Origin of the sequence: Methanobrevibacter sp. (genome assembly GCF_045644645.1) — an archaeon.
Taxonomy (GTDB): domain Archaea; phylum Methanobacteriota; class Methanobacteria; order Methanobacteriales; family Methanobacteriaceae; genus Methanocatella.
Map to the genome: position 1 here is coordinate 1 of NZ_JAZRHE010000168.1, position 24,073 is coordinate 24,073.

Sequence of the window (24,073 nt, forward strand, 5' to 3'; positions counted from 1 at the left end):
GTAATTATCTGATTTAAAAAAAAGTTTTCGGATGGTTAGGGAAATAATTATTAATAATTACCTACCTAACAACTTGTTTTTACAAGCTTTTAGAGAAATGAATTTTAAAATTTGGCTGTTTTATCTATCTCTCAGGCTACTTTGTAGCCAATTATTTATTATATGGTTTCAAGTATATAAAGTTATTTATAATTTAATAAAATTCAAGTATACTTTATTAAAAAGTTATATATTATTTGATTTACAAAAGTTAAAATGAAGATATGTATAATGAAAAACAAGAAAATTATTATCAAAAAATGTTGGCTAACTCAATTTCTTCTAGAAATCCTTCAAATGAAGCAAAACAAAGGGCTAGAGAGAAATCCCCCTTATATTTTGAGGATTTAAAAAGAAGGTTGCTGGCGGATTTTGAAGGAAAAAACTTAAGTGACATTGAAAATTCCGAGGTAGTTTCAACAGATTTGGGTGAAACATTAAAGATTACCAATAAGGAAAAGATCAATTTTAAAATTGAGGATAATAATTTCAAAGACCAGATAAATCATAATTTAAAGTTACTTCCAAAAATAGGCATTAAAAAAGAGGAAACTCTTAAGAATAATGGTTATTCAACAATCGAGTCCCTTAAAACCCATAATAATTACGGGGATATGGCATCCAAGTTTTTGGATAGGATTGATGAGATGGCATTCTGTGAAATAATGGATTTGCTTGACAGGAACAAATACTCAAAAAAATGTAGGGATAATCTGTTAAAGTGCATTAGTCTCACGGATTGTGAAAACTTTAAATTCATGGATATTGAGACTAAAGGTCTTTCCAATGTTCCAATAATATTGATTGGAGTTGCCGAGATAAAAGGCAATAAGATAATATCCTCACAATACTTTTTAAGAAATTATGCTGAAGAGGATGCAATTTTAGATGCTTATCTTTCTCATTTGGATGAAGATTCTATTCATGTAACATTCAACGGGAAAAGTTTTGATGTACCATTTATTAAGAATAGGTGCACATATAATAGAATTAGTGCAAACTTGGACTTGCCCCACTTGGATTTAATGTATTTTGCAAAAAATTTATGGAGTGATGATTTGCCGAATTGCAAACTTCAGACAATTGAAAAAGAATTTTTCGGCCTAGAAAGGCAGGATGATGTTCCAGGACAGTATATTCCGGGATATTATGATGCTTATTTATCACAGAATAATATCGGCCCTATTGTACCTATAATTGAACACAATAGGCAGGATATCGTTTCGCTCGCAGCTTTTTTAGAGAAAATGTATAGGGATGTAAATTAAATGGGACTTTTTGACAGATTTAAGAAAAACGATAAAAAAGAACATAAACCTATTCCAAAAGATGTTGAAATAGAAGAAGATCAGTTATTATTGAAAAAAATAGCCACAACAGATAAGGACAGAAATAAAAGAGCAGCAGCAGCCGATAAAATCACAAATCAATATGTGGCGCTGGATTTATCTAAAAATGTAAAAGACAGAGCCATAAGATTAATAGCAATTAATAAGGTTAAAGATGAAAATCTGCTGTGGGATGCCGCAGAAAACTCAAAATTCTTTGATGTTAGAAGCTTTGCATATGAGAGATTGGGCGAAAACAACAAATCAATCGCAGAAATTGTGATAAACACTAAGAAAAATTCCAATATTGATGAAATTTTTGGAAAAATTGCCGATGAAGAAACCCTCGAATGGATTGCGATTGAAGCTGATGATAGAAGATACAGAAACGAGGCTGTCGAAAAGATTGAATCTCCGGAGATACTGCAAGACCTGGTTTTTAAGTCAAATGATAATTCTATTAAAAAAGCGGCTGTTGAAAAGGATAGCTTCACAGATGAGGACATCCTTAAAAAGGTAGCTATTTGTGAAAAGGATGAGGGAGTCAAAATTGCAGCCATCAACAAAATCAACGATGAAGAGAAATTGGCCAAGATAGCTCAGAGTGAAGATAATGCAAAGATAAGATCATTGATTTTTGAAAAAATAGATGATGTTGATTTATTAAAGGAAATTGTTTTAAAATCTGATAAATCTGATGTTCGCCTTGATTTAGTTACAAAATTGGATGATGAGGATTTGCTTAGTCAGATAGCTTTGAATGATAATGATAAAATTGTTAGAAGCGAAGCCGTTAAAAAGATTGGTGATGAAGGGACTTTATTAAAAATAATCGATAATGATAATGATAGATTTGTACGCCAGATTGCAGTCAAAAATCTTAAAAACCCTCAAGATTTAATTAACATCGCCTTAAATGACAGTGACCAGTTTGTAAGGTCTCACGCTATCAATAATCCAAATTTAACTGATGAGAATGATTTTTTAAATATTGCCATTAATTCGACTCATGAGGATATTGCTAGTGAGGCAATGAAGCATATCACCGATGAAAAGTCATTCATTCGAATTTTAAATGAAGCCAAATTGGAAAGCATCAGAAAAAGTACTTTAGATAATATTGATGATCTGGAAACATTAATCAGGATTGTTTTGGCAAATGAAGATGAGGAATTTTCACTTAAGGCCTTGAATAAAATTAAAGTTGAAAAATGTTTGATTAAGATTTATGAGCAGGGCATTTCTGAAAATATCTCCGTGAGGGCAGTTTCAAAAGTGAGAAATCAGGAATTCTTAACCGATGTGGTTAAAAATGACACTCAATGGAGAGTTCGTGAGGCTGCTGTCAAACATATAATGAGTAAAAAAGTTTTAAAGGAAGTCTCCATCAATGATGATAATGAATATGTAAGGAATGTAGCGAAAAAGAGGATGAAATTATAAGTAAAATTCAGGCTCTTTTCTTTCGCTGTTGGCCTTTTCAAACGCAGGCTTTTTAGTTTCAAAGGCATCTCCGCTGAATGAACGCGCATCTTCCGGACAGATGTTGATGCATGCTGTACATCTGCTGCACAAATTTAGATTAGTGCTTATCGGGTCATCATCAGGAATGGCTTTTTCAGGACAAATCGAAACGCAGTCATAACAGAATGAACAGATTCCTTCATCACAACTTATTTCAAATGGCAACTGTTTGTATGGGGTGTACTCTTCATTTCCAGGAATTTGTGAAGTGAGGCTCTCATTGGATTCTATCTTTTCCAGGCATTTTAGGGCGAATTCATTTATTTTTTCAATATCGCTGCTATCCGGCCTGCCGACCGCAACTCCGTCAAATATGGAATGGTGGCTTACAGTTGTTGCTGCGGCAATCACATCAAAGTTATTCTCTTTTAAAAGGGTTACTAGCTCAAGCAGTGCATCAGTCACATGCGCATTCCCATAGTTTGCAATGGCTATTGCCTTGGTATTCTCACCTTTCATTTTTGATAATCTTTCACGGCCGCTTTTTGGAATTCTTCCAGCAAAAACAGGCATTCCAACAATTGCAATATCCTCTCTTTCGAACTCCTTTTCAGAATTGAAGTTCAGTAAATCGTAGGTTTCGCCATCACCATCGAAATTGCTTGCAAGCTGTTCCACTACTTTTCTTGTTGTTTGTGAAGGGCTGAAAAAAATTTTTATGATTTTTGACATTGTATCACCGATTAAATATTATATTAATTAAATAACTTAAAAATTTCGAATATTAATTTTAAATTTTTTGTATTTTATTGCATTTTTGTTTAATTTAATTTTTATTTATTTTTCAATTTTAAACTATTTTGATGGGGTATGTTGATTATTGTTGGTTTTGTTCATTTTTTTGAAAAGCTTTAAATATATAAAATGTCAAAATTAGTATGTAGGAAGTAACCTTCCGACGTATTTAACCGAGGTGTAAAAAGTGAGTGAAATTAAAACGGCTATGGTTGGAACCCCATGCCAGATACTAGCTGCAACAAAAATCAATAAATACGAAAAACAGACAGGCGGATCACCTATTGACGTGAAAATAGGTTTATTCTGCATGGAAAACTTTTCATATTCCTATTTGGAAAAATATCTAAAACAGCAGGGCATTGAATTGTATGAAGTCAAGGAATTCAGAATAGAAAAAGGCAAATTCATTGCAAACCTGATTGATGGGACTGTGTTTAAAATTCCAATTGCAGAAACAGAACCTTTTACACGTAAAAACTGTCATGTTTGTACAGATTATACATCAGACGCAGCGGATATTTCCGTTGGTTCGGTAGGTTCACCTAGCGGGTATTCAACCGTTATTGTCAGGTCTAAAAAAGGAAGGCAAATCATTGAGGATGCTATTGAAAAGGGATATATTGCAGTTGATGAAATCTCAACTCAAGGCCTAAACCTTTTGGAAAAAATAGCCAATCAGAAAATCACAAGAAACACAAAAAGATTCAAAAAAAGGGAAGCTGTGGCAAGGCCGGTCTTATCTAAAAGGGCAGTAACGGAAGAGGAATTCATTGCCGAATGCAGTTTGTGTCAATTTGAAAACTTGCAAAATGATGTGATAAGTGTCGGTTCATGTGTACTGTGCGGAGCCTGTGAATATGTATGTCCTATTGATTCAATTCAGATAAACCACAGAAAACCTGTGGCCAAAAAGGAATGTGAAGAGGACTGTCATGCATGTTACTTTGCATGTCCTAGAACATTCATCAGTGAAGAAATATATCCGAGCGATATTGATGAAAAACCCCTTGGAAACTATCTTGATATTTATTCCGTAAAGGCGGATTCCATCATAGGTCAGGATGGTGGTGTTGTTTCAGCTATTTTAGTATATCTGCTTGAAAATAATATTGTAGACCAGGTATCTGTTGTTGGAGAAGATAAAGATGCACCTTGGAGACCGCAATCAAAACTCACTTCTTCAGTTCAGGATGTAATTACTGCAGCCGGAACAAAATACAGTACCACACCAATCGGATTTAAAGCCTTAAACAACTAGATATGTATTTATTACATGTCTTCTTCTTTTTTTATGCAAAATTATTTATCTTAATTTTTAGAAACTATTTATATTATTAAGTTTAAAAAATAATTTGGTGATACGATGGAATTAATGAGAGAGCTTTCTTTGGCGCCAGGGGTATCTGGTAGTGAAGAAGAAATAGCTAAAATTATTACACGCGAATTAAAAGATGTGGCGGACACTATTGAAACTGACAGTATGGGAAACTTAATTGCAACCAAAAAAGGTGAGAAAAAAGCACCTAAAGTAATGCTTGCAGCCCATATGGATGAGATAGGTTTAATGGTAAGATACATAGACGATAACGGTTTTATTAAGTTTTCCAACATTGGCGGAATCAATGACCAGATGTTAATGAATCAGACTGTAACAGTTCACTCATCATTTGGTGAGGATGTTGTAGGTGTAATTGGTTCAAAACCTCCTCACGTTACTAAACCTGAAGAGAAAAACAAGGTTGTCAAAGCTGACGACATGTTTATTGACATTGGAGCAAAAGACAAGGAAGAAGCAGAAAAAATGGTTCGTATTGGGGATAAAATGACCTTTAATGCTTTATTCGCTGAATATCCAAACAATTTGATTATGGGTAAAGCCTTGGACAATCGTGTAGGCTGTTATGTAATGATGGAAGTTTTAAAAAGAGTTGAAACCAGAGCTACAGTTTATGGTGTAGGTACTGTACAGGAAGAAGTGGGTTTAAAAGGAGCTAAAACTTCATCATTCAAATTAAATCCTGATTTGGCTATTGCTCTTGATGTCACTTTATCCGGTGACCATCCTGGAATCAAACCGGAAGAAGCGCCTGTAGTTATGGGTAAAGGTCCTGCCATTATTTTGGCGGATGCGAGCGGTAGAGGTATCTTGACTCAGCAATCCGTAAAAGACATGCTCATTAAAGCGGGTGATGAAAATGACATTGATTATCAATTGGAAGTGAGTGATGGCGGAACAACTGACGGAACTGCAATCCACTTGACCCGTGAGGGAATTCCAACCGGTGTTCTGTCTGTTCCCACTCGTTACATCCACACTCCTGTAAGTGTATGCAGTATGGACGACATTGAATCAACTATTCAATTGATCACTGAAGCTATAAACAACCTATAGCTTTCATATCTTTTCTTTTTTTTACATTTAGGATGTTAAATATAATCTCGGTGTTTTCAATATGCGCAATAATATTACAATAATGATTGTCAGTACCATTCCGGACATGTTTGCTGAACACTATTACTTCATTAAACATGTGGTTCCGGATTTAAAGGAAATCTGTAGAAGTCATGATGTCAATTTGGAGTATAATGATTTAATCTTTTCCATGTCCAAAAATGAATTGGCCCAATGCAGGTCTATCCGCAAATATTTTGAATCAATAGATATGGATAGGACATTTTTCATCTGTTTTAGAGGTCAGAAGTTAGGTTGCGCTCCAACCTATAGGGATGTTGATAAATTGACTTTGGATAAGTATCCCGAACTTGTCGATTATATCGGGGATATCTCATTCACAGAACTGATGATAATGCATGCCCTACAGCCATTTGAGAAACATGGGGAATGCGGCTATGAATGTTTGCCTCCTGTTAAACATTCCATGTTTTATTTTAGGGATGACAAATTTTTAGATAAGCTGAATAGTTCTCAAAAGGACCTTTACATTTCCAATGGTGCTGATGAAGATGAGTTTGTCAGAGACCTAAAGCTTGCCATGGCCAAAGACCTGATTGTCAGCAATAAGGAGGCATTTGACCAAAAATATGATAATGCCCATATCAACATTAGAAAATATGGCGGGATCTGGGATGAAAACCTAAATTTGAAGGATATAATCTGTCAGTATACAAGGGAATATGCCGATTTAAAGAATTTATCATATGACGATTTAATGGAACTGGTATCCGAATTAAATCTCGATAATCCCCAAGGTTCTTTCATTGATTTTAAATGTGAAAATAAGGATTTAAAGGATATCATTATTGAAGACTTTTTATATGAGCTAAAATTAGAATTGTCAGATTCAAAATAGATGATGGATTATTTGAATCTGTCGTCTGATTTTTGTGATTTTGCTTTTTGGTGTTTAGTTTCAAACCATCCAATCTTTAGTTCATCAATTGTATCCTCATACAGTTGCGGCACATATGGTTTGATGTCTAAAAGTGGTGTTCCATCCAGAACATCAATATTCTCAACAAACACCTTATTTCCTTCAACTTTTTTAACTTTAACAACACTCATTCCAATGCGGTTTGGTCTTTTGGGGGACCTTGTTGCGAAAACTCCATGGGTGTTATTGTCCATAAACGGTTTTACATCAAGCATGTAACCTTCAACTTTGTGAAGCAAATATAATATGTGTATATGCGAGAAGCCTTCAAGATCTTTTAGCCCATCAGCATATTCCTCTTTGATTTCTATTGTTCCAGGTATTCCTTTAGCTCCGGTCGGTTGAATTGGCATTCCTTCAATTTCCGTAAATTCGGTATGAATGGTGCCTATTGATTCCATTTCGATTTTCATAATTATATTTTGTTGTGTCATGATTAATAAATTTTTTTGAATTGAAATAATGCAATATCGATAAAATCTAATGAAATGTAATATATTTATTATTAATATAATTATTTAATCATATATTTTAATTTTTATTATTATCCTATTTTTTAATGCATGTTTCATAATTTAATCCAGTTTATATAAAATTTAGTTAAAAATAAAAAATCGAAATGTTTATATATTCAGTTCGATATACTTTTGATTATAACTCATAAGGTGATTCAAAATGAAACTTAGTGCAAGAAATCAATTAAATGGTAAAATTACTGGTGTTGAACTTGGTGCTGTAATGGCAAATGTCAAAATCGAGATTAGTGAACCTAATGTTATTACTGCAGTCATTACTAAAGAGTCTGCTGAAAAGTTAGGTCTGGCTGAAGGCGATGATGTAACTGCTATCATCAAATCCACTGAAATAATCATAGGAAAATAGGTTGGAAGTAGTAGGATTAAAATCCTGCTATTCCTAACAATAGCAATATTACAAATACTACCAAAGCTGCTTTTAAAAGTGTTTTTAAATTTTTTAATACCGCATAAATAATTACAAATAATATGAGTATTCGGATAATGTTCATTATCATGGTCTATCCTCCGGCGAGAATGGTTTTTGTACCCTCTTCGGAAATTTCTTCTTTTTTGAATTCCACTTCATATTTTACAGTTTCGATAACTTCCTTCAATGCGTCAAGAGTTTCTTTTCTATGCGCGCCCAAAACTGCAACTAAAAATAATAAGTCTCCGGTGTAGAATTCGCCAATGTAGTGAACAACGGATATTTCATGAACATTATATTTTATTTTTGCATTTTCAACAATCTTTTCAATCTCTGATTGGGTTTTTTCTTTATCAGGAGTAGTTAAAATAAGTTTTTTCAGGTTCATGTTTTCTTCTTTTCCACGAACTATTCCTTCAAAAGTAAAAATAGCTCCGGAATAATCAATTTTATTGCTCTTTTTTAATTCAGCTACTAAATCGGCTGTTATTACTTTGTCCTCTTTTGATTCGATAATACGTACGACCATGTTATCTCTCCATTTTTATAATTTATTTTAATGCTATAAATAACTATTGTTATATATCACTGATTTCCTTTAAGGATAAATTTTTTAATCTTTCAACGCCATTCACTTCTGCAAGAACATCCGCTGTTGCCTTTGGAACCAACTCTTGCCAGTTTTCGCCTTCAAGCATTCTGCGCCTGACTTCAGTCCCGGATAAATGCAGCCGGTCATATAATGGGGGCTGCCTAACCTCAAATCCCTCTTCATGAAACAGCTGTTTGACTAAAGGATTTCCGGAGTAGACGATTGAAAATGGCGGTGTCATCATTTTTACATGGGATGGCCAAATTGCATTGAAATTAATGTCTTCCATAGGGATTATATAATACCTTTTTGGATCAATATCTCTTTCGGCCAGTGCCTGATTCATCATCACTATCCTTTCACCGGCAGTGAACGGGTCTTTCAGTTCATGACTTAACTGGGCACTGCCGATTCCGATGATTATCTCATCTACCTCTTCCAAAATCTTGTTAATAACTTGGATATGTCCATTATGGACAGGTTGCATTCTACCAATTAAAATTCCACGAATTTTATCCATGATATCACTTAATATAAGGTTTTAATTCTACCGAGTAATTTTTATTATTAATCTTTATTTTTTGTCATAAAAATACTTTTTTGATTAAACTAAACTTATATTAAAGAGAATTTACTAAAATTATTATAATAAATTATGGAGTTTTCATATAATGGAAAATAAAAATTTAATTATAATCGCAGTGGTGATTGTGGCAATCGTTGTTATTCTTGGCGCAATTTTTGCTACTGGCATGTTAAATAAAACGGAAAAAGGACCTACAACTTCATTTAGCAACGCATTTATGGAAGGTGCTTTTACAGGTGATGTTAAGTTAGCAAACAACTCCTCTGATTTCATGCAATCCTATGAGGATAGTCAACATGCAATTACATATAATGTTTCAACTGTGGATAATTCCACCGCTTTAATGGATATTTATTATGTGCAGGGAGTTTCAAACCCTGAGCATCGTACATTCAATGGAAATGATTGGAATATCTATTTCACTCAGGCAATCCAGGGCAATGATACAAATAAAAAGCTGAGCATAATCATCTGTCAATGCCAACATGAAAAACAGGGTTATTTGGTTTACATGATTATTGATTCTAAAACTGATTTAAATGTATCATTGAATGCATTTGGAGAGCCATATAAGAGTTATGTGGAGCCTTTGCTTGAAAGCCTGACTTTAAAAGAAAGCAGCAACGTTCCAGCAATTAATGATCAGTTCGGACTATCCGAATCAGATTTTGCAAAACAAATGGATCTTGTCCACCAATACAAGGCGGGCAATGCTTCTGCACTCCAAGGGGAAGGTAAATGAAAATAACGGTTTTCCATGCAGATGAGTGTGACAGAAAAAAATGCACATCCATTAAAATGGAAAAACTGGGCAAATGCAAATTGGTTTACAATATCAATAAGATACCCGGCGGAGCTATTGTATTGAACCCATATGCAGATAAGGCCGTTTCATTTGAAGATTATAGGCATGTTCAGAGAAGGGGAATTGTAGGGCTTGACTGCTCTTGGAATGAGGTTTCAAAGTCCAAAAAGTTCTTTTCCCTTTCAAAATACCACAGGTCACTTCCATTTTTGATAGCGACAAATCCCGTCAATTATGGAAAACCCTGCATATTGTCAACCGTTGAAGCTATTTCCGCCACATTATATATCACTCGCTTTAAGGATGAAGCCCGTAAAATAATGGACGGTTTTAAATGGGGGCATACCTTTTTAGAACTGAATCATGATTTACTTGAAGCTTACAGTGAAGCGGATACCAGTGCGGAAGTAGTTAAAGTTCAAAATGAATTCCTTGAGTCAGATTGATATTAATTTAATTTTTATTACATAATTTTTTAATTTAGGGTGTTTTTAACTAAACCTTTAAATACTATTAATGTTATATAATTTATTAATAGTTATGAAAAGTGAAATTTCTCATTTTATTTCATAACATGTTATTTTAATTAATTTACAGTTTTCATGATTATAGGAGGAGTTATTAATGGCAAGATTTGAAGAAGCAGAAAACAGAATGTTCAATGTAAAAATCTGCTTAAAATGTAATGCTCGTAACCCTGCTGCTGCAACAACTTGCAGAAAATGTGGTTACAAAGGTTTAAGATTTAAAGCTAAAGAACCAAGGGGATAGATTTATTATCTCTACTTTTTTTTATTATTTTTTTATTTCATATTTCTTTTAAAAAACAATTAATTTAATATATTATTTTTTATAAATCTTATTTTAGGTATTCTTATGAAGGACGTTGAAAATTATATTAGAGATATTTTGAAAACAAGAAAATTACATTTCACTTTAATTGACCCTGACGAACAAACCCCTGAAGAGGCTTTGGAAATAGCTACTGCAGCTATTGAAGGCGGAACTGATGGAATCATGATTGGGGGATCAACTGTAAATGGTGATGATGTAGATAACACCTGTAAAATCTTGTCTGAAAACATTGCCGTACCGATTATTATCTTCCCCGGCAATACAAGTAGTGTAAGTAAATATGCTGATGCGATTTTTTACATGAGTTATGTCAACTCCAGAAATCCTCATTGGATTAATGGCGCTCAAGCAATAGCAGCACCTGCCGTAAAAGCATCCGGAATGGAAATCTTACCTATGCATTATATGGTCATTGCACCGGGAGGAACTGTAGGATGGGTTGGAGATGCCAATCTGGTGCCTAGAAACAAACCTAAGATACCTGCTGTTTATGCGATGTCTGCCGAGCTGTTCGGAATTAAGTTTTTCTATCTTGAGGCAGGTTCCGGAGTCGAAGAGCCGATCCCTCCGGAAATGGTTGCATACTCTAAAAAAGCAGCTCCAAAAAACATACTTGTTGTTGGCGGAGGAATTCGCGACGGCAAAGCGGCATATATGGCTGCAAAAGCTGGTGGAGACATTATTGTAACCGGCACTGTAGTTGAAGAAGTTGATGATGTTCAGGCTAAGATTCAAGAATTGACCGGAGCTATCAGAAAAGCTTCACTGGAGTAGTTTTCAACTGCTCTCACCATATTTTTTTTTAATATCAATTAACATAGGAAATATTATGTTAAATTCACTGTATGAAAAGGCCATCGCTAAAAGAGGATTTATCCAAGATATTGAATCAGATAATAATCTGGAATCTCAACTGGAAGCCAATTGGTTTTCCAGAGAATTTAAAGAAAGTTCTGATGATTTTTCTATTGCAGCAGGAGACGGAAGCTTTAACAAAAAGAAATTTTTAAAAAGCAATTTCTGCGCTGTCGGTGCCGAATCCATCATTTACGATGGTGAAATAAAAAAGATCGATGATTCGGACATAATTGAAGTAAGCCACATCTCATTTTTGGATGAGCTTTTAAGCAATTACATGTCCATATTAGAACTCAGATGCGCACTCAGGGCCATTAATGAATATGATGTTGATTACTATTTATTTGACGGATCCATTTTGGGAGATTTGGAAAATGCCTATCCGAGGGGTGCGGAACTTCCAGCCAAAATCAGGGACAATCTTGATGATGCACTTCTAAATGAATTTAAAAGAAGGCTTGAAATAACTCCGTATGGATTTGTATTTCCACAAATAAAAGATAAGGTATTGGTTGATGTAAGTGTAAATGAAGACTTTAAGGATAAGGAAGATTTTGATTTACATCTGGCGTCTATAGAAAAGATTATTCTATTGAAGGAACTTTTAGAAAATAAAAAGAAAATAATCTCAATATCAAAAACGTCTTCAGACAATGACTTGTTCAAATGGAATATTCCCGACATTTCAATTTTAGATCAGTTAACCGATAAAAAGCAGGGCATATCAAAAATTGATTATCGGCGCGTATATAAAAATGCGGCCTTTCCATATTTCAATGATTTTTTCAAACAATTGCAATTCACGGTCTTTTATGTGAGGTTGCAGGATAATAAAAATGTTTTAAAAGTGGAATTGCCTTATAAGGCATCTATTGGTGATGTAATTAAGGTTTTAGAAAAGATTAATATGCTATCAGTTCAGGGCTATCCGTATCTGCTCAATAAAGCACACAATGATGTCGTCATCACTGATAGAAATATTAAGGAATTGTTAAAAATTGCCAAGGTTTATGAAACAACAAACAGGGAAATGTTATAGTGAGGTTTTAAGATGGTAGTTGGAATTTGTGTAGGTGAAACATCCCTTTCGGAAGTTACTTTTATCTCTGATAAAATGCCAAAAGTGGGCGAATATGTTACAATAGAATACGATGGAAAGAAAGTTTTAGGAATGATTGAAAATTTAATAAGGGGTAATGATGCCTTAAATGTAGACATCAATGATTTTAAAGCTATTCAAAAGATTTCCAGACTTGGCGTTGATGACAACTATATTCGCGGCAAGGTAAAAATCCTGGGTGATGTTAATGATAACTTAAAGTTGCCTAGGACTCCCGTTCTTCCGGGAACTGAAATTCAATTGGCTGACAAGGATACTTTAAATGAGATATTTGATGTTAAAAACCCCATCAAATTAGGTTGTCTTGTTAATCAAGGTGATGTTGACGTTAATGTTGAAGCAAACCCCATCCTATCAAGACATTTGGCAATACTGGCCATGACCGGTGCAGGCAAATCCAATACCGTTTCCGTTTTGATAGACCAGTTACTGGGTTATAGCGTTCCAATTTTTGTATTTGACATGCATGGGGAATATGTTGGTGCAAACTTCCCTAATGGGGATGTTAATGTCATCAAACCTAAAATCAATCCGAAATATATGGAATTCTATGAAATTAAAAAGCTAATGAACATTCCAAACAATGCAGTTATCCAGGAAAGACACTTTAGAGAAGCATTTATTCATGCAAATGAAAAGCTCAGTGAAGGGACTGAAAAGATCATTGACTTTTTAGATTTAATGTATGATTATTTGGAGGATAAATCTGGATTGAATGATGAAGACGGCAAAATCGACAAGTCTGTTGTGGATGTTATGAATAAAATTAATGATGCTAAACTCAAATACTCCAAGCTATTTTATCAAAATGCTCCAAATATCATATCTAACATCAAGCACTCCCATGTCAATGTCTTGGATTTAAGTCAGGTTGATGAATATGTGGCTACAGTTCTTGTAAGTCATATTCTAAGAAATTCACTTCAAAGAAGTAAAGATGCAGCCCACAGCGGAAATAAAGAGGAATTGATGGAAAATTCAGTATTTTTCATTTTAGAGGAAGCTCATATTTTGGCTCCCAAAAAGCGTGATTCGGATTCAAAACGTTGGATTCAAAGAATTGCAAGGGAAGGCCGTAAATTTGGATTGGGCTTATGCCTGGTAAGCCAATCTCCAAAAACAGTTGACCATGATGCATTGTCTCAAATGAATAATATGATCATATTAAGACTCGTTGAACCTGAAGACCAGAGGCATGTGCAATCGGCCAGTGAAAGCCTGTCTCAGGATTTGGTTAACCAATTGCCCTCTTTGAATGTAGGTGAAGCTATTGTATTGGGTCTGATGAGTAAGGTACCTACTCTTGTTAAGATTGATGAGTTTAAGGGACGTCTTCATGGGGAGGATATGGATATAGTTTCCCATTTTGCAGATATCAAGCAAAAGGAAGAGAAGGAAATAGAACGTCAGGAACAGGAAAGCATGGAGATGGGTTATAACTATTAATCCATTATTTCTTTTAATATTTCTCATCTTTAAAAATATTTATATATCCTTTTTTAACAATATATTAACGATTAATTTTGGAGAAAACAAATGTCTAAAAAAATCTGTGAAAACTGTGGGAAAGCTGTGGACGATTATGTTAAATTCTGTCCGGATTGCGGATTAAATAAATTCAGACAAGCAAATCCAGTTTCAAACAAATCTTCTTCAATTCCAACTAAAAAAGTGTCTCAAAATAGTGATTGGGTACATAAATTATTCTATTGGAATTATGATGGGAGTTACATATTCTCAAAAACTAAATTAATATCTTTCTTAACATTTGCTGTATTTGTTTTAAGCATGTTCACCGGCCCTCCCGTGGCGGTGCTTATTATAGGTTTGATCTTCACCGCGTTTTTTTATCTGATTGGGTTCTGTATTCATAAGATATTGGGTAATGACAAGCCATCGGATAATGTATTGAATCATAATGATTATGGTTTGGTTGAAGATTTGAAGAATGCGCTATTGTGTTGGCAGAATAAGAAAACAGGCGAGTTCGTATATTCAAAAACAAAAATAATAACTCTTTTAATATTCCTGTTTTTTACATCTTTGACTTCATTCGCCCCCACATCCTCTCTTTTAGTATGTGTGGCTATCGGTATTATGTTTGCAATACCTGCATCCGTAATCGGTTATGCAATCCATAAATTGACGAATAATAATCCAACACCCAAAAAGGTAACTGCAAAGCCTAAGCCTCAGGTTGCTCCAAAAGTTGAGGAGAAAAAAGTTGAGGAGAAAAGGGTCGACGTTGAAGTTGCTCCAAAAGTCGCTGGGGAAAAATCTGAATTTGCTGTGTACCAGTCCCAGCTCAATGAATTGAAAGAGGAATACGATACTAAAGAGAACCACTTGAGAGATTTAATCGCAAAGCGCTTCGAACCTCCGCAATTGACCTATAACAGATTTATCACTGCGGTTGATAATTGCACCAAGCTATTCAACGAAAAGGCAGATTCTATTCAATCAATTATTGACCTGGCATCTGATGATTCAAAAAGAGTGGATGATGAAATAAAATCACGAATGGAAGTTCTAAAATCATTAATAGATAAAATAGATGATTTAACTGATGAGTTAGTATTAAATATGAGCAAATCTGATGATGGGAATGTTAAAGATTTGCTTGGTGATATGGAGGATTTGATCGATTCTGTAAAAAATTATGATTAAGCGCGTATTGTGAATATTAGTATTCATAACTATTTCATTTTCCTTTTTTAATTTAAAATCAATATTATTTTTTCTTAATAATTTATTTTTTTACTTTTCAAATGCTCTCTTGGCAAACTATTAAATATGCTAAGAAATATAATACTATTCAATTAAATACTTAGTTAAGTGTTTAAATTGGTTATATACAATTGATAAAAAAAGGTAATATAATGAAATTTGCACATTTAGCAGACACTCATTTAGGTTATCGTCAATTTGGATTAATTGAACGTGAAAAAGACTTTTATGAAGTGTTTGAGAAGGTTATAGATAAAATAATTGAAGAAAAAGTGGACTTTGTGATTCATAGTGGGGATCTATTTGAAACCGCCAGACCATCTCCTATTGCACTTTTGACCTTTCAAAAAGGATTGCTTAAGCTCAAAGGTTCAGGAATTCCTATGTATGCGATAGCAGGTAACCATGATATTGTAATGCGTAATGATTCCATTCCTCCTCAAGTAATTTTCAAGAAATTAGGTTTAAAAGTAATCAGTCCAATCAATACTAATTATATGCACGGAGATATTTTCATTGCCGGTTTGCCATTCTATCCATCATCACAAGTCAAGAATTTAAAATCTAAATTAGCGGAATTATCCAAAAAGGCGGCCAATCATGAAAAATCAATTCTTGTATTGCATCAGGGTATTGATAAATACTTTGGATATAATTTTGAATTGGAAATTGGAGATTTGCCAGATAATTTTAATTATTATGCATTAGGCCATATTCACAATTATGTCAATGATAATTTCGGGAAAGGAAAATTAGTTTATCCCGGTTCAGGTGAAATATGGAAAATCAATGAATTAAAGGATTACCATGAAAACGGCAAGGGTTTTGTGATTGTTGACATGGACAATGAAAAACCACTTGTTAAAAGGGTTAAAATCGATATTCCTCGTGAATTTATTAAAAGGTCCCTTGACTATAATGACTTGGAAAGCGGTGTTTTGGGCATTAAGGAAACTATTAAGGACTTCGATAAAAAGCCTATTCTTGATTTGGACATTTATAACATAGAATCAGATACTAATAGGGTTTATGAAATGATTAATGAGGAACTGGGGGATTTATCTTTAATGATTAGACCAACATTCCACATAATTGGTGAAGATGATATTGACATTCTTGTAGATGAAAATGATTCTTTGGGACCTAAAGAAATTCTTAAGGAGCAATTAAAAATTTATGATGATGAGACCATCAGTAATTTAGCAGTTGATTTGTATGATTTATTGTCTAAAGACAAAGTTGAGGAATCACAGGATTTAATTGATCAATTTTTCGAGGAGAATTATCGGAATGCCATAGAAGAAGTTGAAATTGAAATTGAAGATTTTGGAGATGAAGAAACTCCATTAGAAAAACCTAAAAAGGTTCAAAATAAGTCCAAGGAGGTTCTAGAATGATTTTCACAAAATTAAAATTAATTAATTTTAAATCCCATGAAAACACTACCATCAAGTTTGAGAAGGGCATCAGTGTTATTGTGGGTGAAAATGGTGCTGGAAAATCCACTTTATTAGAGGCTATTAGCTTTGCTTTATTCAAACAACACACCGCAAAAAAAATTGATGATTTAGTGCGCAATACTGCTGATTCAATGACTGTTGAATTAGAATTTATTTCCAACAATAGACAATATAAGATTGTCCGCGTTAAAAAGTCAATGTTAAAATCATCACTTTACAAAAAGACTTCCAAAGAAGGGGGATATGTACATATCTGCACTGGAGATAAAGAAGTTGCAAATGAAATTCGCCAGATTTTAGATATTGATTCTGATCTATTCCTTAATGCAATTTATATTCGTCAGGGAGAAATAGCTGAATTGGTTGATAAGACTCCTGCTGAGAAAAAACAGTTAATTGCTAAATTGTTAGGTATAGATTCATTGGAAAAAGCTTGGAAAAACTTATTACCTGTGATTAATGATTATGAAAATCAACTTGCAGAGCTTAATGGAAAACTGTACAATTCCTCTGAATTGACTGAAGAATACTCCCGGAAAAAAGATGAATTGAATGCTCTTAAAAATAGGGGGCATGAACTTGAGGAACAACTTGATGATGTGGCCAAATCTCTTGAGGAAATTTCTGAAAGTAAAAGGGACATGGAAAGGGAGAAGGAAATTTATGAAACTCAAGTTGCCAATTATGAAAATGAACAAAAGAATTTGGTAAAATTAGAAAGCGACAAAAAACTTGTTCAAGATAATCTGGATAAGATTGCCGCTGCTGAAGACCAGATTACCCGATTGGGAAAGTATGTTTCAAAGTTGGATGTTTACCTTGACTTTGAAAAATCTGTTAATAGTATTAAAATGCTAAAAGAGGATGAAGCTGAAATCAACAATAAACTGGAATCCATTAGTCAACAAAAAGAAATAGTTTCAGAAAAAAAAGAGGATTATAATAAGTTCCTGGCTTCTGATGAGGAAATAAACAAATTGAATAATCAAAAAGTAAATCTTGAAAAGGAATTAGCCACAATAGCTAAATTGGAACAAGATAAAAAAGACCTGTTGAAAGATATTGAAGAAGAAAGAAATGATATTGAAGACTTTTTCTCAAGGTCTAAAGATAAATTGGAAGATAATGGATTGTCACAAGACATTTTGGCTAATGTTGATGATTTCAATAATCTTGAGGAAGTCACTGACGATTTCATCAAGGAGATTAATTCAAAAATCAGTGACCTGTCCGATGATATCGTAGCAAAAAATGAGGAATTGGTTGTTTTTAATCAGAATATCAAGTCTAGTGAAAAACCATTGGAAGAATTGAATGAAGCGAAAAATAAATGTCCAGTTTGCCAATCCGATATCAGTCCGGACCAGAAAAAAGAGCTAATCAAACAATATGAGGATACAATCGAAGAAAATAAAAAATTAATTTCAGAAAATGAGGAAAATATTCGTTTGTTAACTAAAAATAAGGATAGCTTTGAAGAAAAGCAATCCCAGATTCAGGACCTGTCAAAAAATATCATTGAATACAAACATAAATTCGGTCATTTGCAGAATCAACTGGTTAGATTGAATAAGATTGATGAGGGCCTGGAACCTAAAGAGTATGTTAGCAATAGACTGGGTGAATTGATATTATTGATTGCCCGTGAAAAAGAAGGTAAGGAAGGTTATAAGGAATCTTATGATGCCTATAATCAGGCTAAAGGTGCTTTAGAAATTTTAGGCAGTGAAACTGAAGCTCAATATAAGTTAAAACAAGTTAAAAATGAAATTGACAATCATGTTAAAAACATTAAATTAGCTATGGAACAAGATCCTCATTTAAGTGGAGATATAAGTTCCAGTGAGCTTCAAGACCGCATCAATGATTTGAAACAGAAAAACGAAGAGTATAATCAGCTTAAAGGTTTTGTTCAAAACAAATCTTCATTAATGTCTCAGCTCAATTCCATCAAGGAAGATATAGGCATGTCAACAAACCAGATTGACATCACTAAAAATAAGATGGAAGCCTCATTATATGATAAGGAAAAATATGAGCAGATTATTTATCGTTTTGAAATGTACGAAAGACGTCAGGCCACCTTCAACAATGAACTTGCAGAAATTAAAGGCCAAGCTCGCGAATCCATTTCAAACCTTAAGGATCTGACGGAAAGGATTTCAACTTCCAATAAATTCCAACAGGAATATAATGACATTTCAGATTATATTGAACTTTTAAATCATTTCAGGAGTTTATACAGTAAAAATGGTATTCAAAAGGATTTAAGGAATATTTCAAGGCCTTTAATTCAGAAATACACTAAGCAATTCTTCAATGAATTCAATTTCAACTACTCCGATTTAACTTTGGATGAGGAGTATGATGTTACCGTTTACGGTCCTGAAGGCGAATCTTCAATGAGTATGGTTAGTGGTGGTGAAAAGATAGCTATTGCTCTTGCTTTAAGACTGGGTATCACTCAAGCCATGTCCAAAGGAGAATTGGATACTATTTTATTGGACGAGCCTACAATTCATTTGGATAGCTCAAGAAGACATGAACTGATTAACTTATTAAAGGACATGTCCCTGCTGCCTCAAATGATTATAGTAACTCATGAAAGTCAGCTTGAAAATGCGGCTGATAACATAATTAAAGTTGAAAAAGAAAATGGTATTTCAAAAGTAATGATTTAATATCATTATTTTCCTATTTTTTTACATTAGTTCCCTGGCGCTTTTAATGGAATCGACTATGCAGTTTGCATTCCATCCGACAATTGTTGTTGCATTTTCTTCCAATACCTCTGGAACTTCTTCAAGCCCGTATGGTCTGACTAATATTGTTGGTATGTCATATCTTTCGCTTGCAGCCAATAAATCGTTGAATAGTTCTTTATTATCATTATAAATGCCGGCCAATAATATTATCCCATCAATTTTTTCGTAAAATGCATCTCCAGCATGGGCATAGGAACCGGATATGGACTCTTTCCATAAGAAATCAACCTTTGAGAATAACTTTTCACAGAACTGCCCGTATTCATTTTTCATGTCAATGCCCTTGGTAATAATCAGATTATAAATTTTATCATCTTTTTCATCTTCAAACATTTTAACACCTTGCTTTTATTTTAATTGATGTATTATATAAAATAATTTGTTTTTCAAAATCTTTATTAATTTTGAAGTAATATTTAATTATAGGAATATTGGAATAAGGAATTTTTATGAAAGCTGCTGTTATTGGTTTAGGTGTTGAAGGAAAAAAGGCAGTAAACTCTCTTTTGAATCACGGATGGGAAGTTTATGCTACTGATTTGAATATTAATGTTGACTTGACTGGTTTGGATTTACCAAATCTATCAATGAATGTATTGGATGATAATCAAACGGTTTCTATTGTTGGTGATAAGTTGACTGTTGATTTGGGATTCACTAATTCATATGCAATTGAACAATGTGATGCAATAGCCATAAGTCCCAGTATGTATGGCGGAGCATTTGCAGAAAGATTGCTTATGAGCGGTGACCTGTTAAGTGATGTTTTAATTAAACATAAGGAAATGTTCACTATCGGAATCACGGGCACTAACGGTAAAACCACTACCGTGCACATGTTAAAGGATATTTTACAAAGCGCCGGCAAAAAAGTTTTAGTCGGTGGAAACGGCGGCGGAGGATTTTCCGGATATTATGATTTGATGCTTGAAGCTAATGAAGGCGATTATGATATATTGCTTGTTGAAGTATGTGATATGACCTTGGACTTTTGCAAGCACTGCTTTGACTTCGATTATATCGGTCTAACCAATATAGGCAATGATCATATGAATGTCCATAAGACCATTGCCAATTATAAGGACACATTAGTCCGATTTTTTGAAGGTAAAACAATATTTACCTCCTTTAACCAAGACTTCAACACGGATTTTAAAGAATCTGCAGCCAGACATATTTCCTATTTTGCTTATCAGGATGAACTGCAAGTCTTCGGTAAGTTTAATTTACTTAATGCAGGTTTGGCCACCGCCATTTCAAAAGAATTGAAAGTTCCAAAGGATGTTATTAAAGACACTCTTTCACATTTCAAAGCAGTTCAGGGCCGTTTGGATGTCTATAAGATAAATGATGCGTCCGTTTATGTTGGAAAAACAGATAACTCAGATGCGCTTGCCTCAATTTTATCTGAAAAGGATTTCTATGCAATATTCATAGGCACTCCCCGCCATAATGAGGAGCACAGATTAGATATTTTGGATGTTGCCGTCAAATACAATCCTGAAGTCATTGTCTTATTCCCTGGTCTTGATGATACATTGGATATTGCAATATACAGATTGAATTCCTTGGGTTATAGGGGAAATATTATTACTGTAAGCACTCTAGATGAAATCATAGAGCTTGTTGCCGAATATTCTCATGAGGATGCAATACTTATTGGCGGCAATGGTCAAGAAACAATTATTGATATTCAAGAGAGGATTAAACTAATTTCAGAAAAATTATAACAAAAAGTAATATTTAAATAGTAGGTAGTAAAGACTTTTCAATATATATGACTAGATGGTGTATTAAAGATGAGTAAAAGTTGGAGAAGTAGATCAATAAAAATATTTTTAGCATTATTCTTTGCATGCATTCTTTTATTCGCTTTCGCATTTGTAAGCAGTACTCCATATAATGGGCATTCAGTTTCTGAAATGTATAATATAACTGTTGGAGAATCAGTCTTTGATGGGGATTCAATTTTAGGCACAGGCAATCCGATTGAACTTCCATTCTTATCCAATATGGGATTTATAAGTCATCAACTCTTCGCTTTTGATATTCAGGGAATGGTAATGACTTTGTCAACAGGTGTTGTCCCATTTGATTTTACTACTGTAGCAAGTGAAGGAATAGATTCATATGGAAATGCTAAAGGCATAGATGGGCCGGGCTATACAACTTATGATGGGGATAAGTTAGCCGTTAAGGGGCCTGATAATTATGTTTGGGCTTATAGTGTACCATCTAAAGTATTGACCAAAACCAAGGATGGCGTTGATGTTGTCGAGGATGGTAAAGTTATAGAGTCTGTCCCTGTTAATGAAATTAAACATTTAAACTATTCATCTGATTATTACGATAACAACACTATTGTAAACTGGTATAATTATGATGCTGTTGAAGGATCTAATTTCACCTTGGAAAAGGGAATGGCAGGTTTTTCTGATGAAAGGAATTCCATTAGTGCCCCTGATGTTCCAAGGATATTTGGACAGGATGTTGTAGATTATGCTGCAGAATATCCTACAGGTTCACCTATCCTATTGTATTCAGGTAATTACACCGAACAGAACGGTGATGTTTTCGGAACCAGTTTGGGCTCACACGCCGAATATGGTGATGAGACCAGGGAAGTTAATGCAAGGCAATTTGTTGAAGCATGGAATGGAACTATCATACCTCCTAATTCCACAAGCAGCGGTAAAGATTATATCTACTTTGCAATGGCTGCTGATCCGTCAGCTCCTGGGGGAAGTGCATCCCATGGTGTATGTCCGTCTGCAAGGGCATTGAGGGATGCGGTTCTTGCTGAAGGATTTGGAATGCCTGTTGGTATGACTGGTGATGAAAATGCAGTATTATTTGGTTATAACCCTGCTAGCGGTATTACAGTAACCAATAGCCACGATTATCCAGTTAAAATTAACATGTGGACTGAAGGTTCAGGTACTGGAATGGGCGTTTATTGTCAACTTACAAGATATATTCCTAATAACTAGAATATATCCTTTCTTTTATTTTTATGTCGATTTCAACTATAATTACTGCAGCCGGAAAAAATTCTAGAATGAGAAAACACCAGATTTCTAGAAATATTGATTTGAAAAATAAGCTTATTTTGCCGTTTATGGATAAGACGGTTTTGGAGACAACAATCGACAATGCATTATCTGCCAATATTGATGAATGTATTGTTGTACTTGGTCATTATGCTAGTGAAATAAAAGAAGCTATTTGCGATAATTATGATGGTTGTGTCAAATTCATTCAAAACAATCCGGTTGATGTAGGTTTATCAACATCACTTTTCAATGGTTTGGCAAATTCCAAATTTGATTATGCTTTATGCATTACAGGTGACCAGCCTAGCGTGTCAACAGAGACATTTAATAAAATGATAGAGGTAAGTCAGAGTTCTGAAGATCCCGAAAAGACAATAGCTATTTTAAGAAGAAGAAAAATCGGATTGCTGGATACTGCAGAAGGATTGGGCATGCCTTTTGTAGCACATAGAAAAAATCTGATGGGTTATCTGGAAAATGAAGATGACAATTTAAATCCTATTCTTAGAAAAATATTCGATGATGGGTACACATTTTATGGAATAAAAGAAAAAAATAAAAAAGAATTATTGAATATCAATCATTATGAAGATTATTTAAATCTCTTAGATTGATTGTAAACCAGAAATTACCTCTTCAATTTTAGCTGAACTGATTCCAACAGCCATCTCATTATCTTTAATGTCAGCCGCTTTTCTGGAACCATCACAACCTAATGTAAAGTTAATTCCATCTGAAAGATATGGATTTGCAAAAGCATCACCGCATAATGATTGAATGCCGGCAAATGAAGGAGTAATTTTCTCACCTGTTTTGTAAACGATACTCTGTGCAAGAATCATTCCGCCAACAGGTTCGGTAATGATTTCAATGATGTCCGCTTCAAAATCAGCCTCATCTAAAGGAGCGTAAACGATGCCCCAGTGTTCCTCTTCAATAATTGAAAGTTTTCCTGTAAGTTTTTTAGCGGTTTCCAAATCCTGGAATCTCCCAAGTGAAAAGTATTTTTCCCCATTTGCTAATTTTGGAGGCATGTCTCTAAGCCCAATAGCCCCTGCTCCACCTAAACACATTTGCTGTTCAAGTGTTGAGTAGAATTTGCTGCCTAAAGATGCTTTTCTTACCATCTCACAGTGTCTGATTTTTTCATCAATTAAATCATAGCCTTCAGGGAGGTCATCCTCGGTTTTCAATAATTTCATTGCTACAGGTTTAGCGTCCAGATTTATTCTTCCTTCGATAACCTCACAGTATTTTTGATTTTTTTCCAGATTTGTCATAGATAA

24 protein-coding genes are annotated in these 24,073 nt (G+C 34.1%); 18 read left to right on the top strand and 6 right to left on the bottom strand.

Annotated features, from left to right (window positions below; all coding sequences use genetic code 11):
- Positions 1 to 263 precede the first annotated feature (263 nt).
- Entirely contained in the window at positions 264 to 1,307 is a 1,044-nt protein-coding gene (locus ACKI4K_RS10595; RefSeq protein WP_407424848.1) for a ribonuclease H-like domain-containing protein, read from the top strand.
- Positions 1,308 to 2,810, top strand: a complete 1,503-nt coding sequence (locus ACKI4K_RS10600) for a HEAT repeat domain-containing protein (RefSeq protein ID WP_407424849.1) — start codon at positions 1,308 to 1,310, stop codon at positions 2,808 to 2,810. It begins immediately after the preceding gene.
- On the opposite strand, the gene ACKI4K_RS10605 is transcribed toward ACKI4K_RS10600, so the two are convergent.
- The gene (locus tag ACKI4K_RS10605) at positions 2,805 to 3,563 is read right to left on the bottom strand and encodes a ferredoxin (RefSeq protein ID WP_407424850.1); all 759 of its coding nucleotides are present in this window, start codon (positions 3,561 to 3,563) and stop codon (positions 2,805 to 2,807) included. The genes ACKI4K_RS10600 and ACKI4K_RS10605 overlap by 6 nt on opposite strands.
- Positions 3,564 to 3,813: 250 nt before the next feature.
- Here ACKI4K_RS10605 and ACKI4K_RS10610 point away from each other — a divergent pair, with 250 nt between their 5' ends.
- From ACKI4K_RS10610 to ACKI4K_RS10620, 3 genes are all read left to right on the top strand, one after another.
- Positions 3,814 to 4,887, top strand: coding sequence for a Coenzyme F420 hydrogenase/dehydrogenase, beta subunit C-terminal domain (locus ACKI4K_RS10610; RefSeq protein WP_407424851.1), 1,074 nt, complete (start codon positions 3,814 to 3,816; stop codon positions 4,885 to 4,887).
- A gap of 105 nt (positions 4,888 to 4,992) precedes the next feature.
- The gene (locus ACKI4K_RS10615) at positions 4,993 to 6,021 is read left to right on the top strand and encodes a M42 family metallopeptidase (RefSeq protein ID WP_407424852.1); all 1,029 of its coding nucleotides are present in this window, start codon (positions 4,993 to 4,995) and stop codon (positions 6,019 to 6,021) included.
- A 61-nt stretch (positions 6,022 to 6,082) separates the two neighbouring features.
- On the top strand, positions 6,083 to 6,940 hold the full coding sequence (locus tag ACKI4K_RS10620) for a hypothetical protein (protein WP_407424853.1): 858 nt from the start codon (positions 6,083 to 6,085) through the stop codon (positions 6,938 to 6,940).
- A gap of 8 nt (positions 6,941 to 6,948) precedes the next feature.
- Here ACKI4K_RS10620 and tsaA read toward each other — a convergent pair whose 3' ends face one another.
- A complete protein-coding gene (gene tsaA / locus ACKI4K_RS10625) occupies positions 6,949 to 7,434 on the bottom strand; it encodes a tRNA (N6-threonylcarbamoyladenosine(37)-N6)-methyltransferase TrmO (RefSeq protein ID WP_407424854.1) in 486 nt (161 codons plus the stop codon).
- A 262-nt stretch (positions 7,435 to 7,696) separates the two neighbouring features.
- Between tsaA and ACKI4K_RS10630 the strand changes: the two genes are divergently transcribed.
- The gene (locus tag ACKI4K_RS10630) at positions 7,697 to 7,903 is read left to right on the top strand and encodes a molybdopterin-binding protein (RefSeq protein WP_407424855.1); all 207 of its coding nucleotides are present in this window, start codon (positions 7,697 to 7,699) and stop codon (positions 7,901 to 7,903) included.
- Between the two features lie 154 nt (positions 7,904 to 8,057).
- Here the strand turns inward: ACKI4K_RS10630 and ACKI4K_RS10635 are convergent, their stop codons facing one another.
- Positions 8,058 to 8,495 (bottom strand): molybdenum cofactor biosynthesis protein MoaE, encoded by a 438-nt coding sequence (locus ACKI4K_RS10635; RefSeq protein ID WP_407424856.1) that lies wholly within the window; start codon positions 8,493 to 8,495, stop codon positions 8,058 to 8,060.
- Between the two features lie 49 nt (positions 8,496 to 8,544).
- Positions 8,545 to 9,078: a nicotinamide-nucleotide adenylyltransferase gene (locus ACKI4K_RS10640; protein WP_407424857.1), complete on the bottom strand. Its 534-nt coding sequence runs from the start codon at positions 9,076 to 9,078 to the stop codon at positions 8,545 to 8,547.
- A 151-nt stretch (positions 9,079 to 9,229) separates the two neighbouring features.
- Here ACKI4K_RS10640 and ACKI4K_RS10645 point away from each other — a divergent pair, with 151 nt between their 5' ends.
- The 9 genes from ACKI4K_RS10645 (at position 9,230) to ACKI4K_RS10685 (ending at position 19,650) form a co-directional block, all read left to right on the top strand.
- Positions 9,230 to 9,886 carry a hypothetical protein gene (locus tag ACKI4K_RS10645; protein WP_407424858.1) on the top strand — a complete coding sequence of 219 codons (657 nt, stop codon included), beginning with the start codon at positions 9,230 to 9,232 and terminating at the stop codon, positions 9,884 to 9,886.
- Positions 9,883 to 10,395, top strand: coding sequence for a DUF367 family protein (locus ACKI4K_RS10650; RefSeq protein ID WP_407424859.1), 513 nt, complete (start codon positions 9,883 to 9,885; stop codon positions 10,393 to 10,395). Before ACKI4K_RS10645 ends, ACKI4K_RS10650 begins: the two co-directional genes overlap by 4 nt.
- Before the next feature lie 178 nt (positions 10,396 to 10,573).
- Complete coding sequence (locus tag ACKI4K_RS10655) at positions 10,574 to 10,720, top strand: 50S ribosomal protein L40e (RefSeq protein ID WP_292608188.1); 147 nt, start codon at positions 10,574 to 10,576, stop codon at positions 10,718 to 10,720.
- 105 nt (positions 10,721 to 10,825) lie between these two features.
- On the top strand, positions 10,826 to 11,578 hold the full coding sequence (locus ACKI4K_RS10660) for a geranylgeranylglyceryl/heptaprenylglyceryl phosphate synthase (protein WP_407424860.1): 753 nt from the start codon (positions 10,826 to 10,828) through the stop codon (positions 11,576 to 11,578).
- A gap of 55 nt (positions 11,579 to 11,633) precedes the next feature.
- A complete protein-coding gene (locus ACKI4K_RS10665; protein ID WP_407424861.1) occupies positions 11,634 to 12,701 on the top strand; it encodes a DNA double-strand break repair nuclease NurA in 1,068 nt (355 codons plus the stop codon).
- Positions 12,702 to 12,713: 12 nt separating this feature from the next.
- Positions 12,714 to 14,228 (top strand): helicase HerA-like domain-containing protein, encoded by a 1,515-nt coding sequence (locus tag ACKI4K_RS10670; RefSeq protein WP_407424862.1) that lies wholly within the window; start codon positions 12,714 to 12,716, stop codon positions 14,226 to 14,228.
- Between the two features lie 90 nt (positions 14,229 to 14,318).
- Positions 14,319 to 15,449, top strand: coding sequence for a zinc ribbon domain-containing protein (locus ACKI4K_RS10675; RefSeq protein WP_407424863.1), 1,131 nt, complete (start codon positions 14,319 to 14,321; stop codon positions 15,447 to 15,449).
- 212 nt (positions 15,450 to 15,661) lie between these two features.
- The gene (locus tag ACKI4K_RS10680) at positions 15,662 to 16,906 is read left to right on the top strand and encodes an exonuclease SbcCD subunit D (protein WP_407424864.1); all 1,245 of its coding nucleotides are present in this window, start codon (positions 15,662 to 15,664) and stop codon (positions 16,904 to 16,906) included.
- On the top strand, positions 16,903 to 19,650 hold the full coding sequence (locus tag ACKI4K_RS10685; RefSeq protein ID WP_407424865.1) for an AAA family ATPase: 2,748 nt from the start codon (positions 16,903 to 16,905) through the stop codon (positions 19,648 to 19,650). The genes ACKI4K_RS10680 and ACKI4K_RS10685 overlap by 4 nt, the downstream gene beginning before the upstream one ends.
- Before the next feature lie 21 nt (positions 19,651 to 19,671).
- Here the strand turns inward: ACKI4K_RS10685 and ACKI4K_RS10690 are convergent, their stop codons facing one another.
- Positions 19,672 to 20,067, bottom strand: a complete 396-nt coding sequence (locus ACKI4K_RS10690; RefSeq protein WP_407424866.1) for a nuclease — start codon at positions 20,065 to 20,067, stop codon at positions 19,672 to 19,674.
- A 116-nt stretch (positions 20,068 to 20,183) separates the two neighbouring features.
- On the opposite strand from ACKI4K_RS10690, the gene ACKI4K_RS10695 reads away from it, so the two are divergent.
- The 3 genes from ACKI4K_RS10695 to ACKI4K_RS10705 all read left to right on the top strand — a co-directional run bounded on the left by ACKI4K_RS10695 (position 20,184) and on the right by ACKI4K_RS10705 (position 23,401).
- The gene (locus ACKI4K_RS10695) at positions 20,184 to 21,464 is read left to right on the top strand and encodes a Mur ligase family protein (protein ID WP_407424867.1); all 1,281 of its coding nucleotides are present in this window, start codon (positions 20,184 to 20,186) and stop codon (positions 21,462 to 21,464) included.
- A 69-nt stretch (positions 21,465 to 21,533) separates the two neighbouring features.
- On the top strand, positions 21,534 to 22,724 hold the full coding sequence (locus ACKI4K_RS10700) for a hypothetical protein (protein ID WP_407424868.1): 1,191 nt from the start codon (positions 21,534 to 21,536) through the stop codon (positions 22,722 to 22,724).
- A 23-nt stretch (positions 22,725 to 22,747) separates the two neighbouring features.
- Positions 22,748 to 23,401, top strand: a complete 654-nt coding sequence (locus ACKI4K_RS10705; RefSeq protein ID WP_407424869.1) for an NTP transferase domain-containing protein — start codon at positions 22,748 to 22,750, stop codon at positions 23,399 to 23,401.
- On the opposite strand, the gene ACKI4K_RS10710 is transcribed toward ACKI4K_RS10705, so the two are convergent.
- The gene (locus tag ACKI4K_RS10710; protein ID WP_407424870.1) at positions 23,393 to 24,067 is read right to left on the bottom strand and encodes a DUF169 domain-containing protein; all 675 of its coding nucleotides are present in this window, start codon (positions 24,065 to 24,067) and stop codon (positions 23,393 to 23,395) included. The two genes, ACKI4K_RS10705 and ACKI4K_RS10710, sit on opposite strands and share 9 nt — an antisense overlap.
- Positions 24,068 to 24,073 lie beyond the last annotated feature (6 nt).